14 protein-coding genes are annotated in these 13,700 nt (G+C 73.4%); 10 read left to right on the top strand and 4 right to left on the bottom strand.

All coding sequences use genetic code 11. The annotated features are described in order from the left end of the window. Positions 1-108: 108 nt before the first annotated feature. A complete protein-coding gene (locus J2X59_RS15045; RefSeq protein WP_326497205.1) occupies positions 109-1,647 on the top strand; it encodes a M81 family metallopeptidase in 1,539 nt (512 codons plus the stop codon). Next, complete coding sequence (locus J2X59_RS15040) at positions 1,647-2,381, top strand: copper homeostasis protein CutC (RefSeq protein WP_326497204.1); 735 nt, start codon at positions 1,647-1,649, stop codon at positions 2,379-2,381. Before J2X59_RS15045 ends, J2X59_RS15040 begins: the two co-directional genes overlap by 1 nt. A 20-nt stretch (positions 2,382-2,401) precedes the next feature. Here J2X59_RS15040 and J2X59_RS15035 read toward each other — a convergent pair whose 3' ends face one another. Further along, a complete protein-coding gene (locus J2X59_RS15035) occupies positions 2,402-3,028 on the bottom strand; it encodes a metal ABC transporter ATP-binding protein (protein WP_326497203.1) in 627 nt (208 codons plus the stop codon). A gap of 50 nt (positions 3,029-3,078) precedes the next feature. On the opposite strand from J2X59_RS15035, the gene aztB reads away from it, so the two are divergent. Genes aztB through J2X59_RS15015 form a run of 4 tightly spaced genes read left to right on the top strand, consistent with a single transcriptional unit; the run spans position 3,079 to position 7,248 of the window. Continuing rightward, the gene (gene aztB, locus J2X59_RS15030; RefSeq protein ID WP_326497202.1) at positions 3,079-3,942 is read left to right on the top strand and encodes a zinc ABC transporter permease AztB; all 864 of its coding nucleotides are present in this window, start codon (positions 3,079-3,081) and stop codon (positions 3,940-3,942) included. Then, on the top strand, positions 3,939-5,135 hold the full coding sequence (locus tag J2X59_RS15025) for an ABC transporter (protein ID WP_326497201.1): 1,197 nt from the start codon (positions 3,939-3,941) through the stop codon (positions 5,133-5,135). The genes aztB and J2X59_RS15025 overlap by 4 nt, the downstream gene beginning before the upstream one ends. Next, positions 5,132-6,037, top strand: a complete 906-nt coding sequence (locus J2X59_RS15020) for a metal ABC transporter substrate-binding protein (protein WP_326497200.1) — start codon at positions 5,132-5,134, stop codon at positions 6,035-6,037. The genes J2X59_RS15025 and J2X59_RS15020 overlap by 4 nt, the downstream gene beginning before the upstream one ends. A 26-nt stretch (positions 6,038-6,063) precedes the next feature. Next, complete coding sequence (locus J2X59_RS15015) at positions 6,064-7,248, top strand: hypothetical protein (protein WP_326497199.1); 1,185 nt, start codon at positions 6,064-6,066, stop codon at positions 7,246-7,248. 79 nt (positions 7,249-7,327) lie between these two features. Here the strand turns inward: J2X59_RS15015 and J2X59_RS15010 are convergent, their stop codons facing one another. Next, entirely contained in the window at positions 7,328-7,942 is a 615-nt protein-coding gene (locus tag J2X59_RS15010) for a GNAT family N-acetyltransferase (RefSeq protein ID WP_251154260.1), read from the bottom strand. A 78-nt stretch (positions 7,943-8,020) separates the two neighbouring features. On the opposite strand from J2X59_RS15010, the gene J2X59_RS15005 reads away from it, so the two are divergent. Next, complete coding sequence (locus tag J2X59_RS15005; protein ID WP_326497198.1) at positions 8,021-8,629, top strand: TetR/AcrR family transcriptional regulator; 609 nt, start codon at positions 8,021-8,023, stop codon at positions 8,627-8,629. A 35-nt stretch (positions 8,630-8,664) separates the two neighbouring features. Here J2X59_RS15005 and J2X59_RS15000 read toward each other — a convergent pair whose 3' ends face one another. Together J2X59_RS15000 and J2X59_RS14995 are read right to left on the bottom strand one after the other, a co-directional pair. Continuing rightward, positions 8,665-8,925 carry a hypothetical protein gene (locus tag J2X59_RS15000; RefSeq protein WP_066651540.1) on the bottom strand — a complete coding sequence of 87 codons (261 nt, stop codon included), beginning with the start codon at positions 8,923-8,925 and terminating at the stop codon, positions 8,665-8,667. Positions 8,926-9,045: 120 nt separating this feature from the next. After that, complete coding sequence (locus J2X59_RS14995) at positions 9,046-9,900, bottom strand: helix-turn-helix transcriptional regulator (protein WP_066651538.1); 855 nt, start codon at positions 9,898-9,900, stop codon at positions 9,046-9,048. Positions 9,901-9,987: 87 nt separating this feature from the next. Here J2X59_RS14995 and J2X59_RS14990 point away from each other — a divergent pair, with 87 nt between their 5' ends. From J2X59_RS14990 to glgX, 3 genes are all read left to right on the top strand, one after another. Continuing rightward, the gene (locus J2X59_RS14990) at positions 9,988-10,770 is read left to right on the top strand and encodes an SDR family NAD(P)-dependent oxidoreductase (RefSeq protein WP_209684528.1); all 783 of its coding nucleotides are present in this window, start codon (positions 9,988-9,990) and stop codon (positions 10,768-10,770) included. A 155-nt stretch (positions 10,771-10,925) separates the two neighbouring features. Further along, positions 10,926-11,447, top strand: coding sequence for a peptide-methionine (S)-S-oxide reductase MsrA (gene msrA / locus J2X59_RS14985; RefSeq protein WP_326497197.1), 522 nt, complete (start codon positions 10,926-10,928; stop codon positions 11,445-11,447). A gap of 112 nt (positions 11,448-11,559) precedes the next feature. After that, complete coding sequence (gene glgX / locus J2X59_RS14980; RefSeq protein WP_326497196.1) at positions 11,560-13,578, top strand: glycogen debranching protein GlgX; 2,019 nt, start codon at positions 11,560-11,562, stop codon at positions 13,576-13,578. The last annotated feature ends 122 nt before the right edge of the window (positions 13,579-13,700 follow it).

Genomic DNA, 13,700 nt, shown 5'->3' with positions numbered 1-13,700 from the left:
CACCGTTGCAGGATGCAACTGCGGTCATCCTGAGCCTCGTCCGGGGGCCGCGCCAGTCCGCACTTCCACCGACACCGGCCCTCCGCGGCCGCTGCCTATGCTGATCCCGTGCCCGACCCCGCCGTCACCGCCGCCGCTCCGGACGCACGTCGCCCGGTGATCGCGATCGCCGGACTCGCGATCGAGACCTCGACCTTCACGCCCACCCGGACCCTCGCGCCCGCCTTCCACCCGGACCGCGGTGACGAGGTCGTGGCGCGGTACCCGTTCCTGGCGTCGTACGCGGACTCAGCCGACTTCCGCGGGGCGCTCATCGGCCACGCACTGCCCGGCGGGGTCGTCGCCCGGCAGGCCTACGAGGAACTCGCCGACGAGATCGTCGCGCGCCTGACGGCGATCGGGCCGGTCGACGGCCTCTGGTACGACATCCACGGCGCGATGGTGGTCGAGGGGCTCGACGACGCCGAGACCGACCTGCTCGGCCGCATCCGCGCGGTCGTCGGGCCGGACGTCATCGTGTCGGCATCGATGGACCTGCACGGCAACGTCACGCGGGAACTCGCGCACCAGGTGGACCTCGTCACCTGCTACCGCATGGCCCCGCACGAGGACGCCCTCGAGACGAAGGAGCGCGCGGTCCGGAACCTGGTCGACGTGCTCGCCACCAGGCCGGTCGGAGGACAGCGCCCGGTGAAGGCGTGGATCCCGATCCCGGTGCTGCTGCCCGGCGAGCAGACGTCGACCCGCATCGAGCCCGCGGCGTCGATCTACGGGCAGGTGCCGGAGGTCGAGCAGGAGGACGGCGTCCTCGACGCGGCGATCTGGGTCGGGTACGCCTGGGCCGACCAGCCACGCGACCGTGCCGTCACCGTGGTCACCGGGTGGGACCGCGACGTCGTGGCCGCGGGCGCCGAGCGCCTGGCCCGAGCGTTCTGGGACGCCCGCGAGGACTTCGCGTTCGTGGCACCGACGGGCTCCTTCGACGAGTGCCTGGCCGCCGCCCTCGCACCCGGGGCCGCGCGTCCGTTCTTCGTGTCGGACTCCGGTGACAACCCGACAGCCGGCGGTTCCGGTGACATGACCTGGGGTCTCACGCAGGTGCTCGCACACCCGGCCTTCGCCACCCCTGACGGCCCCACCGTCATCTACGCGAGCGTCCCCGGCCCGGCCGCCGTCGCCGAGGCGGTCGCGGCCGGGGTCGGTGCGACCGTGACGGTGACGGCGGGCGCCGAGGTCGACGACGTGCACGCGGGGCCGATCACGATGACCGGCCGGGTGCACGCGGTCAAGCACGGCGACCGGGACGCCGAGACCGAGGTCGTGCTGCAGGTCGGCAGCGTCTTCGCGATCCTGACGACGCTCCGCAAGCCGTACCACCACGAGCACGACTTCACCGATCTCGACCTCGACCCGCGTCGGGCCGACGTCGTCGTCGTGAAGATCGGCTACCTCGAGCCGGAACTCTTCGACATGGCGGCCGACTGGATGCTGGCGCTCACTCCGGGAGGGGTCGACCAGGACCTGCTCCGCCTCGGGCACCACCGGATCGAGCGGCCGCTGTTCCCCTACGATCGGGAGTTCGCGACGCCGCCGGACCTGTCCGCGCGCATCGTGCCGCCGTCGAACGAACCCCTCGGAGCCGCCTGATGACCGTCGCCCTCGAGATCGCCGTGACGTCGCCCGCTGGGGCCCTGGTCGCCCGTGACGGGGGCGCCGACCGGGTCGAGCTCTGCATCGGCCTGGAGCTGGGCGGCCTGACGCCCTCGCAGGCCCTGGTCGAGGCCACGCACGAGACCGGGATCCCGGCGCACGCCCTGGTGCGCTGCCGCCCCGGGGGCTTCACGTACGACGACGACGAGCTCGCGCTCATGGAGCGGGAGGTCCGCACGGTCCTGCACTCGGGAGCGGCCGGGGTGGTGGTCGGTGCCCTGCGCCCGGACCGGACCCTCGACGAGGACGCCCTCCGCCGCTTCGTGGCCGCCACCCGCTCGGTCTCCGCGCACGCCGAGGTCACCCTGCACCGCGCGGTCGACCACGCCGCCGACCCGGTCGCGACGGTCGCGCGGCTCGCCGACCTCGGCGTCACGCGGGTGCTGACCTCCGGCGGCGCCGCGAGCGCTCCGGCGGGAGCGACGACGATCGCGCGCATGGTCGACGCCGCCGGGCCCGTGCAGGTGATGGCGGGGGCCGGGGTCCACGCGCGGGACATCGGAGCACTGGTCGCGACCGGGGTCGCCGCGGTGCACCTCTCCGCCAAGCGGTCGGTCGCGGGCGGTCACGACGGCGTCCCGATGGGCAGCGGCGACGACGGTTCCGGCCACACCGTCACGGACGCGGCGGTGGTGGCAGCAGCGCGGACTGCCCTCGATCAGTCGGCCTGACGGCGGTCCCGGCGGAGCCGTCAGCCCAGGGCCACGACCCGGTCCGCAGCGGCGATCGCGACCGGGTCGTGCGCCGCGTGGACGACGACGACACCCGCGGCGGCCTCCGCGGCGAGCGCCGCCGTCACGAGGGCCGCGGACGCCGCGTCGACGCCCGCCGTCGGCTCGTCGACGAGCAGGACCGGCGCGCGCTGCGCGAGACCGAGGGCGACGAGCGTGCGCTGCCGCTGCCCGCCGGACAGCTCGTCGAGCGGCCGATCGGCGAGGTCGGTGATGCCCATCCGGTCCAGCTGCGCGTCGACGACCGCGTGGTCCGCCCGTCCGAGCGGTCGCCACCAGGGCCGTGCCCGCCAGCGCCCCATCGCGACGGTCGACCGCACGGTCAGCGGGAGCGCGGACGACGGGACCGCCTGGGTCACGTACGCGACTCCGCCGGACGGGAGGCCCGACACGGCCCCGCCGACGGGCGTCACCACTCCGGCGAGCGCGTCGAGCAGCGTCGACTTGCCGGATCCGTTCGGTCCGGTGAGCGCCGTGACGACCCCGGCGGGGAACGTCGCGTCGAGACCGTCGAGCACCGTCCGGTCACCGCGTCGGACGACGCGGTGCGTGACCTCGAGGGCAGGGGGAATCGCGGTGGTGAGCACCTGAGCACGCTATCAGTATCGATAGTCGTTTTCATGTAGCGTCTCCCAGCGTGACCTGGCTGACCGACCCGTTCTCCGTCGACTTCATGCTGCGCGCCCTCGTCGGCGGCACCCTGGCGGCGGTCCTCTGCGCGGTCGTCGGCACGTGGGTGCTCGTGCGGGGCATGGCGTTCCTCGGCGAGGCACTCGCACACGGCATGCTCCCGGGCGTCGCGGTCGCCACCCTCACCGGGATCCCCGCCGTGCTCGGAGCGGCCGTGAGCGCGGGTGTGATGGTGGTCGGCGTCGGCGCACTCCGTCGTCGCGCCCGGCTGTCGTACGACACCTCGATCGGGCTGCTGTTCGTCGGCATGCTCGCCCTCGGGGTCATCATCGTGTCCTCGTCCCGGTCCTTCGCCACCGACGTCACCGCGATCCTGTTCGGGGACGTCCTCGCCGTGACCCGGACCGACCTCGGCGGGCTCGCCGTCGCGGTCGCCGTCGCACTCGTCCTCGCCGCGGCGTTCCACCGGCCCTTCACCGCGGCCGCCTTCGACGTCCGGAAGGCGGCGACGCTCGGCCTCCGTCCCCGACTGGCCGAGGTCGTGCTCGTCGGGCTCGTCACGCTCGCGGTCGTCGCGTCCTACCGCGCGGTCGGGACGCTCCTGGTCGTCGGGCTCCTGCTCGCGCCCGCCGCCGCGGCCCGGGCCTGGACCCGGCAGGTCGGGTCGACCATGCTCCTCGCCGCGGTGATCGGCAGCGCCGCCGTCACCACCGGCCTGCTCGTCTCCTGGCACGCGGGGACCGCCGCCGGCGCGAGCATCGCGGCGGTCGCCGTCGCGGGCGTCGCCGTCTCCCGCGCCCTCGCCGCCCTGCTGCCGCACCGGGGGCGGCGGACGACCACGACCACACCAGCACCACGAGAGGGAGCATGACGAACCCCACCACCACCACCCGTCGCGTCGCGGCGCGACGCATGACCACCGCAGCGGTGGCCGCCGGACTCGCGCTCGGCCTGACCGCCTGCTCGACCACGGGCACCACCGGACCAGCTGCCGACGACGCGACCGGCACGGCGAAGCCCCACGGCTACGTCGAGGGCGCGAGCGAGGCGCAGGAGCCGCAGGTGCGCCTCCTGGCCGTGTCCGCCGCCGGCGAGACGGCGGTGCACGACCTGCTGAGCGGCGAGACCACGGCGCTCGACGACGTCGAGGCACCGGAGCACTCCGCGACCGACGGGCGGTTCCTCGTCAGCAGCACCGAGGACCGCACCACGATCGTCGACGGCGGTTCGTGGACCGTCGACCACGGCGACCACACGCACTACTACGCGGCCGAACCGCGCGTGGTGGGCTCGATCGACGGCGGCGGGCCCGTCGAGGTGCACTCGTCGGAGACGATGACGACCATCACCTGGCCGGAGCATGGCGAGGGCGTCGTCCTCGACCGGGCCGCACTCGGACAGGGCGACGTCGAGGAGACCGTCCGGATCGACGCGACCGTCCTGCTGCCGTTCGGCGAGCAGCTGGTCGCGGGCACCGACGACGGCGTCCGGGTGCTCGACGCCGACGGCGAGCCGACCGGCGCCGAGGCCGCGTGCACCGACCCCGCGGGCGGCATCGTCACCCGGGCCGGCGCCGTGGTCGGCTGCTCGGACGGGGCGGTCGTCCTCGGCGAGGACGGCGAGACCACCACCGTCGCGCTGCCCGACGGGGCCGCACGCCCGACGGCGTTCTCCGCCCGCGCGGGTCGACCGACGGTGGCCGGGCTCGCCGGCGACCGGGGCGCGTGGCTGCTCGACAGCCGCGAGGGCACCTGGCGACTCGTCGAGACCGAACGGCCCCTGCGCGCCGTGACGGCCGTCGACGACGAGGACGAGCACGTCGTCGGCGTGGACGACCAGGGTCGAGTCGTGGTGATCGCGGCGACGACGGGCACGGTCGCCACCACCGAACCGCTGCTCGACCCGGGCGAGCAGCCGCTCCTGCAGCTGGACGCCCAGCGCGCCTACGTCGCCGACGCCTCCGGGCAGCAGGTGCACGAGATCGACTTCGCGGACGGTGCACGCCTCGCGCGGTCGATCGACCTGGCCGCGGCGCCCGTCGCGTTCGCCGAGGTCGGACTGTGACCCGCCGGTTCCGCGCCACCGCCGCGCTGGCCGTGGCCGCCGGACTCGTCGCGGCGACGGCGGGGTGCTCGTCCGCCGGGTCGGACCGCCCGGTCGTCGCGGTGACGACGAACATCCTCGGCGACGTCGTCACCGAGGTGGTCGGGGACGCGGCCGAGGTGATGGTCCTCATGCCGGCGGGCGCCGACCCGCACTCGTTCGAGGTCTCCGCACAGGAGGCCGCCCGGCTCCGGAGCGCCGACCTCGTCGTCGAGAACGGGCTCGGGCTCGAGGAGGGCGTCGCCCGCCACGTGGAGGCCGCCGCCTCCGACGGTGTCCCGGTGTTCACGGCCGGCGAGCACGTCGACGCGCTCGAGTGGACGACGGAGGACGACAGCGGCCCTGATCCGCACCTCTGGACCGACCCCGCACGCATGGTCGACGTCGTCGAGGCCCTCGACGACGCCCTGCGGGACGCGGGCGTCGAGCCGAGCGGGACCGACGCGTACCTCGACGAGCTGGCCACGCTCGACACGGACATGTCCGACGCGTTCGCGGGCATCCCGGAGGACCGACGGGCACTCGTGACGAACCACCACGTGTTCGGGTACCTGGCGGACCGGTACGACTTCCGGGTCGTCGGCGCCGTCATCCCGAGCGGGACCACCCTGGCGTCGCCGAGCGCGGCGGACCTGCGCGACCTCGCGTCGGCGATCGACGAGGCGGGCGTCCCGACGATCTTCGCCGACCTCTCGCAGCCCGCACGGCTGGCCGAGGTGCTGGCGGACGAGGTGGACGTGCACGTGGCGATCCGTCCGCTCGCCACCGAGTCGCTGACCGAGGACGGTGTCGCCTCGACCTACCTCGGGATGATGCGGTCGAACACGGCGGCGATCGTCGACGGCCTGTCGATTTCTAATTGAGAATGAGAATCAGTACAGTGAACGGCATGACAACTCTGCGCACCACGCTCGCGCCCGCAGCCCTGCTCGGCGCCGCGGCCCTCGTCCTCACCGGCTGCTCGACGGGCCCCGCCGACGCGGAGGCCGAGGGTACCCGCACCACGGAGGCCGCATCCGCCGAGGGCGACCGCATCGTCCTCACCTACGACGGCGGCCTGCTCACCCTCGACCAGGACCTGCGGGTCGTCGCCGACGACAGCATCGACGGCTTCACCCGCGTGAACCCCGCCGGGGACGGCCGCCACGTGCTCGTCACCGTGCCCGAGGGCTTCCGGGTCCTCGACACCGCCGCAGACCCGGCCCTGACCGACGCCGTCTTCCCGGCCGACACCGGCGGCCACGCGGTCGTGCACGGCGAGAAGACCGCGCTCTTCGCGGACGGCAGCGGTGACGTCACGGTGTTCGACCACGACGACCTCGACGGCGCCACGCTGCCCGAGGTGGAGACCACGGAGTCCGAGGCGGCACACCACGGCGTCGCGATCGTGCTCGAGGACGGCACGCTCCTCAGCACGATCGGCACCGAGGAGGAGCGCACCGGCGTCCGCGCCCTCGACGAGGACGGCACGGAGCTCGCCCGCTCGGAGGAGTGCCCGAACGTGCACGGCGAGGGAGCGGTGCAGGGCGAGGTCGCGGTCTTCGGCTGCACCGACGGCGCCCTCGTGTACCAGGACGGCGCCTTCACGAAGATCGACGCCCCGACCGAGTACGGCCGCACCGGCAACCTGTTCACCACCGAGGACTCGTCCGTGGCCGTCGGTGACTACAACGACGACCCCGACAGCGAGGGCTACCTGCTCGACCAGGTCGCACTCATCGACGCCGCGTCGGGCGAGTACCGCGTGGCCGACATGCCCGAGGGTGTGGGCTTCACCTTCCGCGACATCGCGCGTGGTCCCGGTGACGAAGCCGTGATCCTCGGCTCCGACGGCGCCCTGCACACCTTCGACGAGCAGACGGGCGAGCCGATCGACACGTTCGATGTCATCGACGCCTGGGAGGGTCCGACCGAGTGGCAGGACGCCCACCCCGCACTGAAGGTCGCGGGTGACGTCGCGTACGTGACCGACCCGACCGAGCGGAAGATCCACGCGGTGGACCTCACCACCGGGGAGGTCGTCGCGTCGAGCGACGAGCTGCCGGGCGTCCCCAACGAGATCGCGGTCGCCTGACGGCCGACGTCACCACCCGACGGACGGGAGGCGCGGTACCGGCTGGCACCGCGCCTCCCGTCCGTCCGTCGGTCGCGGCTCAACCGACCGCCGGTCGCCACATCGAGACCGGAGCGGCCGCCCGGAAGCCGGTGATCGGCGCACCGTCCCCGAAGCCGTGGCGACGGTAGAGCCGGCGGTTCTGCGGCGTCGAGGACTCGAGGTACGCGTGCTGCGCGAGGGCGTCGACCCGGCGCAGCGCGTGGTCGAGCAGGAGCCCGCCGACCCCCTGACCTCGGGCCGCGGCAGCGACACCGATCTCGGCTAGGTACCAGTGCGGCGCATCGGGGCGGGCGCGGTCCATCCGTCGGAGGTGCCGCAGCGCGCGGAGGGCACCGCCGGTCCCGAGGACCCGGAGGAGTGCCGGGACCTGCCGGACGAACGCCAGCGTGCCGCCGACGTGCGGCCGAGGCGCCTGCCAGAACGCGGCGCCGAGCAGCCGGCCCTCGTCGACCGCGACGTCGAGCGCCCGGGCGCGTTCGGGGACGGCCCGGACGAGCGCGGCGAAGAGGGCGCCGAGCACGACGACCCGGTCCTCGCCCGGACGCGGCGGTCGGACCTCACCGAGGACGGGGTCGGCAGCGAAGGCCTCGGCGAGCACGGCCGCGGCGGCGGGCACCTCGGACGGGGATGCGGGACGGACGGTGATCGACACGGGGACTCCTCCACTTTCGGCCATTTGGCCAGATCAGCTTGCCGACCACTCCTGCGGACGCCCCGTACGCTTCCTGTGATGACGCAGGACCAGCAGACGCGGTCGTACCGCCCCCGAGGGGAACGGCGTGACGAGCTCCTCGACGCGGCTGCCCTCGTCGTGCGCGACCACGGGGTGACCGGCCTCACCACGCGGGCGGTCGCCGAGCGCGCCGGCGTGGCGCACGGGGTGGTGCACTACGTCTTCGGCGCGCGGCGGAACCTGGTGGTCGCGCTCCTCGAACGCCAGGCACGGGACGTCCTCCCTCGCGTGCTCGCCGCTGCCGACGCGCGGCACGACCTCGCCGACGCGATCGATGCCGGAGTGGCCGCGTACCTGGACCTGGTGCGCCGGGAACCCGAACGCTTCCGCCTCCTCGAGGCCGTCAGCGGCACCGCCCTCGACGGTGACGACGCGCTCGTCGCCGCCGAGCGAGCCCTCTGGCGCGACGGGGTGGCGGCCGGCATCACCCGCTGGACCGCGCGGCACGGAGTCGAGCTCGCCGAGCCGACCGCGGTGGCGGCGGACGCGGTGCTCGCCCTGGTCGACGGCCTCGGGCGCGCGGCGTGGGGCGACCCGGACGGCACGTCGACCGATCGTGCACGCGCGGTGCTCGTCCGCGGCCTGGCGCACGCGCTCATCCGCTGAGCACCGGCGGGCCGGGTGGACGAACTCGCTCGTGATCAGCGCCAGGTCCGCGCGACCACCCAGCCGTCGCCCTCGGGGACGATGTCGACGACGACGGCGTCCCCCTCGGCGCTGACCTGGAAGCGCCACCCCACCGTGCGCTCCGGCGCGTGGGTCATCGCCGACGGCAGGAACTCCGCCGTCGCGGTCAGTCGCGTCGGACTGTCGCTCACCCGCCAGCGTCGGTCCCGCCACACCATCCGGTCCGGCACCCCGCGCTCCCACCACACCGTGGCGACCTCGTGCGTCAACATCATCCCGACCTCCCGATTCGAACGTGTGTTCGAATGGTAGGCGATCGCAGGACGACACGCACGTGCGGGGTCGACGGGTGCGCACCGCGTCCACCGACGTCGTCACCGCCGGCCCGTCGTGGCTCAGCCGCGCTCGGCAGTCTGCGTGGCGAGCATCCCGAGGAGCGCGAGGGCATCGGCGTCGGGGGATCCCGGCGCCGCGGTGTAGAGCACGAGGAACTGGTCGCCGTCGACGAGCGCGAGGCTGTCGCAGTCGACCGTGACCGGTCCGACCGACGGGTGGTGGAAGGTCTTCGTGAGCACCGGAGCCGGCTGCACGTCGTGTCGTGACCAGAGCCGCGCGAACTCCGCGTTCCCCGTCCGGAGCTCGTCGACGAGCGCGACCACCTCCACGTCCGTCGGGTGCTGCGCGAGCGTCGTCCGCAGCTGCATCACCACCTGGTGCCGGAACTCGGCGCCGTCGGAGATGCCGTACGGCGGCTCGGACGCCCCGCCCGTCCCGCCGACGGGGAAGGCCTGCCGGGCGAGGTTGCGGCCCCGACGGTCCCGCAGGGCGAAGTCCTCCAGGAGCGCGGCGGCCAGGGGGTTCCACGCGAGGACCTCGAAGTCGGCGGCGAGCACGATCGCAGCGGTCAGCGGCAGACGGTCGACGACCGCCAGGATGCTCGGCCGCACCTGACGCCGGATGCTCGCGGTCCGTGTCCGGGCGGTCCCGGCGAGCAGGTGGAGGTGGTCGGACTCGGCGTCGGTGAGGCGCAGCGTCCCCGCGATGCCGGCCAGCACCTCGGCGGAGGGCCGAGGGGCTCGTGCCTGCTCGAGCCGGACGTAGTACTCGGTGGAGATGTGGGCGAGGACCGCGACCTCCTCGCGGCGCAGCCCGGGTGTGCGCCGGCGGGTCCCCGACGGGAGCCCGACGTCCTCCGGCCGCAACCGCTCGCGCCGTGCGCGGAGGAACGCGGCCAGCTCCTGCTTGTCCATGTCCCGATCCTCCCCCCGCGGGCACGTCGCCGTCCTGGTACCGGGTGTACCTGGCTGCGCGGCCACCGCGGGACGGACGCTGACGGCATGAACGATCACACCACCACCCGTCCGAACGGCCTGCTCACCGGCAAGGTCGTGTTCGTCTCCGGCGCCAGCCGCGGCATCGGTGCCGCCGCCGCCCGGCTCTTCGCCGACGAGGGCGCCGCAGTCGTCCTCGCCGCGCGGAGCACCGGGTCCCTCGAGACCGTCGTCTCCGGGATCCGCGACGCCGGCGGCACCGCGGACGCCGTCGCGCTCGACCTCGCCGACCCGGCGAGCATCCGGGCCGCCGTCGACCGGGTCGACGAGCTGCACGGGCGACTCGACGGCGCCTTCAACAACGGAGCCGCGATCCAGCAGCCCGGCCCGCTGGACGCCACGAGCGACGAGGACATCGACACCCAGTTCGCGGTCAACTTCCGGGGCCACTGGGTCGCGATGACCGCCGAGGCCGCCCTGATGCGCCGCTCCGGCGGCGGGGCGATCGTGAACACGTCGAGCATCGGCAGCCGCCGGGCGAACCCGGCCCTGCCCGCCTACGGGGCGATGAAGCGCGCCCTGAACAGCATCACCGAGACCGCGGCCGTGACGTGGGCGCCCGAGGGCATCCGCGTCAACGGCATCACCCCGGGCGGCACCGCGACGGACATGATCGCCGCGTGGGAGGCGGCGACGCCGGGGATCACGGAGCAGATCGACGCCTCGGTCCCGCTCGGCAGGATGGCCCGCCCCGAGGAGGTCGCCGAAGTCGCTGCCTGGCTGCTCAGCGACCGGGCATCGATGGTGACCGGTGCGAGCATCCCCGTGGACGGCGGCGCCGGGGCCTGACGCACACGCGGTACCCGCTCTGCTGGACGTGGGCCGTCCGTGCACCGACGATCGAGGCGCACGATGGACCACGACCCGGGAACACGCGCCCGGGGTCGCCGGTTGCACCCGGTGATGCCGCAGCCAGCGGCAACGACGACGCCCAGGAGGCCAGCATGACCACGACCGAGACCGCCATCCTCGCCGGCGGGTGTTTCTGGGGAGCGCAGCAGCTCCTCCGCCGCCGACCCGGTGTCATCAGCACGCGCGTCGGCTACTCCGGCGGCGACACCCCGAACGCCACGTACCGGAACCACGGCGACCACGCCGAGGCCGTCGAGATCGTCTTCGACCCGTCGCAGATCTCGTACCGCGACCTGCTCGAGTTCTTCTTCCAGATCCACGACCCGTCCACGAAGGACCGGCAGGGCAACGACGTGGGTCGCAGCTACCGTTCGGCGATCTACTTCACGAACGACGAACAGCGCCAGGTCGCACTCGACACCATCGCGGACGTCGACGCCTCCGGCATCTGGCCGGGCAAGGTCGTCACCGAGGTCGAGCCCGCGGGCGACTTCTGGGAGGCCGAGGAGGAGCACCAGGACTACCTCGAGAAGTACCCCGCTGGGTACACCTGCCACTTCGTGCGTCCGGGCTGGAAGCTCCCGCACCGCGACGAGGCGACCACGACGGTCTGACGTCGCGTCGTGACGGACGGGAGGCGCGGTGCCAGCCGGCACCGCGCCTTCCGTCCGTCACGGGGTACGCGGGCGACGTGAGGACACAGTCGCCGACCGCTAGAAGTGCACTATGACCACTTCCTCCCGCACCCCGCTCGGCGTCACGCTCGTCGACGGCGGCGCCAACGTCGCGCTCTTCTCCAGCACCGCCGAGCGGGTCGAGTTCTGCCGCTTCGACGAGGACGGCACCGAGCACCGCACCGAGCTCCGCAACCGCACCGGCTACACCTTCCACGACGTCGTGCCGGACGTGACCGTCGGCACCCGCTACGGCTTCCGCGTGCACGGCGCCTGGGACCCGGCGAACGGCCTGCGCCACAACGCCGCGAAGCTCCTGCTCGACCCCTACGCGACCGCCGTCGACGGCTCGTACGAGTGGGGCCAGGCCCTCTTCGGCCACGACATGGAGGACCCCGAGCAGATCGACGAGACCGACTCGGCGAGCGCCATGCCGAAGTCCGTCGTCGCGGACCGCGAGTTCGACTGGGACGGCGACACGCTGCTCCACACCCCGTACCGCGACACCGTCGTCTACGAGGTGCACGTCAAGGGCTTCACGAAGCAGCACCCGGACGTGCCCGAGGAGATCCGCGGCACGTACGCGGGCCTGGCGCACCCGGCCGCGATCAAGCACCTGACCGACCTGGGCGTCACGGCCGTCGAACTGCTGCCGACGCACCAGTTCGTTCAGGACTCGACCCTGGCCGACAAGGGCCTCCGCAACTACTGGGGCTACAACAGCATCGGCTTCTTCGCCCCGCACGACGAGTACTCGTCCTCGGGCACGGCGGGCCAGCAGGTCACCGAGTTCAAGGAGATGGTCAAGGCCCTGCACGCCGCGGGGCTCGAGGTCATCATGGACGTCGTCTACAACCACACCGCCGAGGGCAACCACATGGGCCCGACGCTGTCCTTCAAGGGCATCGACAACCAGTCGTACTACCGCCTGGTCGAGGGTGACGAGGCGAACTACTTCGACACGACCGGCACGGGGAACTCGCTCAACGTGTCGCACCCGTCCGCGCTCGGGCTCATCACGGACTCGCTCCGCTACTGGGTCGAGGAGATGCACGTCGACGGCTTCCGCTTCGACCTCGCGACGACCCTGACCCGTCAGGACGGCGAGGCCGAGAAGCACTCCGCGTTCCTCGACATCATCCACCAGGACCCGGTGCTCCGCGAGGTGAAGATGATCGCCGAGCCGTGGGACACCGCCGGCTACCAGGTGGGCGGGTTCCCGGCCGACTGGTCGGAGTGGAACGGCAAGTACCGCGACGACCTCCGCGCGTTCTGGCGCGGCGACGAGGGCACGCTCGGCGACGCCGTGCAGCGCACGCTCGGCTCCCCCGACGTGTACGAGGGCTCCCGTCGCTCCCCGCTCTGCTCGGTGAACTTCGTCACCGCGCACGACGGCTTCACGCTGGCCGACCTGACGATGTACGCCGAGAAGCACAACGAGGCCAACGGCGAGGACAACAACGACGGCGAGAGCAACAACACGTCCTTCAACGGCGGCATCGAGGGCCCGACCGACGACGGCGCGGTGAACGACTACCGCGACCGCCAGCGCCGGAACTTCCTCGGCACGCTCATGCTCTCCGCGGGCATCCCGATGATGCTCGGTGGCGACGAGATCGCCCGCTCGCAGGGCGGCAACAACAACGCGTACTGCCAGGACGACGAGATCTCGTGGTTCGACTGGGAGGCCGCCGACCAGGACCTGCTCGCCTTCACGACCGCGGCGATCGCGTTCCGCAAGCAGCACGAGGCGCTCCGTCCGCTCTGGTACCGCACGGCCCCCGGCGACTCGGAGTCGACGGTGCAGGTGCTCCGCGCGGACGCGCAGGGCTTCGAGGACGGCGACTGGGCCGACGCGGGCAACCGCGCGGTGATCCTGGTGCTGCAGCAGGGCGACGACACCGTCGCGGTGCTGCTGAACGCCTCGGGGACGACCGTCGAGTTCACGCTGCCCGAGAAGCCGGGCGGCGGCACGTGGTCGCTCGGCCTGTCGAGCGACCACGACCAGGCCGTCGAGGGCGACGCGGCGACGCTGCTCGTGCGCGACGCGTCGTTCACCGCACTGGTCTAGTCCCCGGACGCACGGACACGAGGACGGGAGGCGGGGGGGCCGCGGGGCCCCCCCCCCCCCCCCCCCGGGGGGGGGGCGCCGGGGAGGGGGACGGGGGTGTGAGAGGAAAAAAAAGTGGAAGA

The sequence above is a fragment of the Curtobacterium sp. 260 genome (genome assembly GCF_030803485.1).
Taxonomy (GTDB): domain Bacteria; phylum Actinomycetota; class Actinomycetes; order Actinomycetales; family Microbacteriaceae; genus Curtobacterium.
Note: the sequence above shows the minus strand (reverse complement) of the source record. Positions and strands in the feature narration are given on the sequence as shown.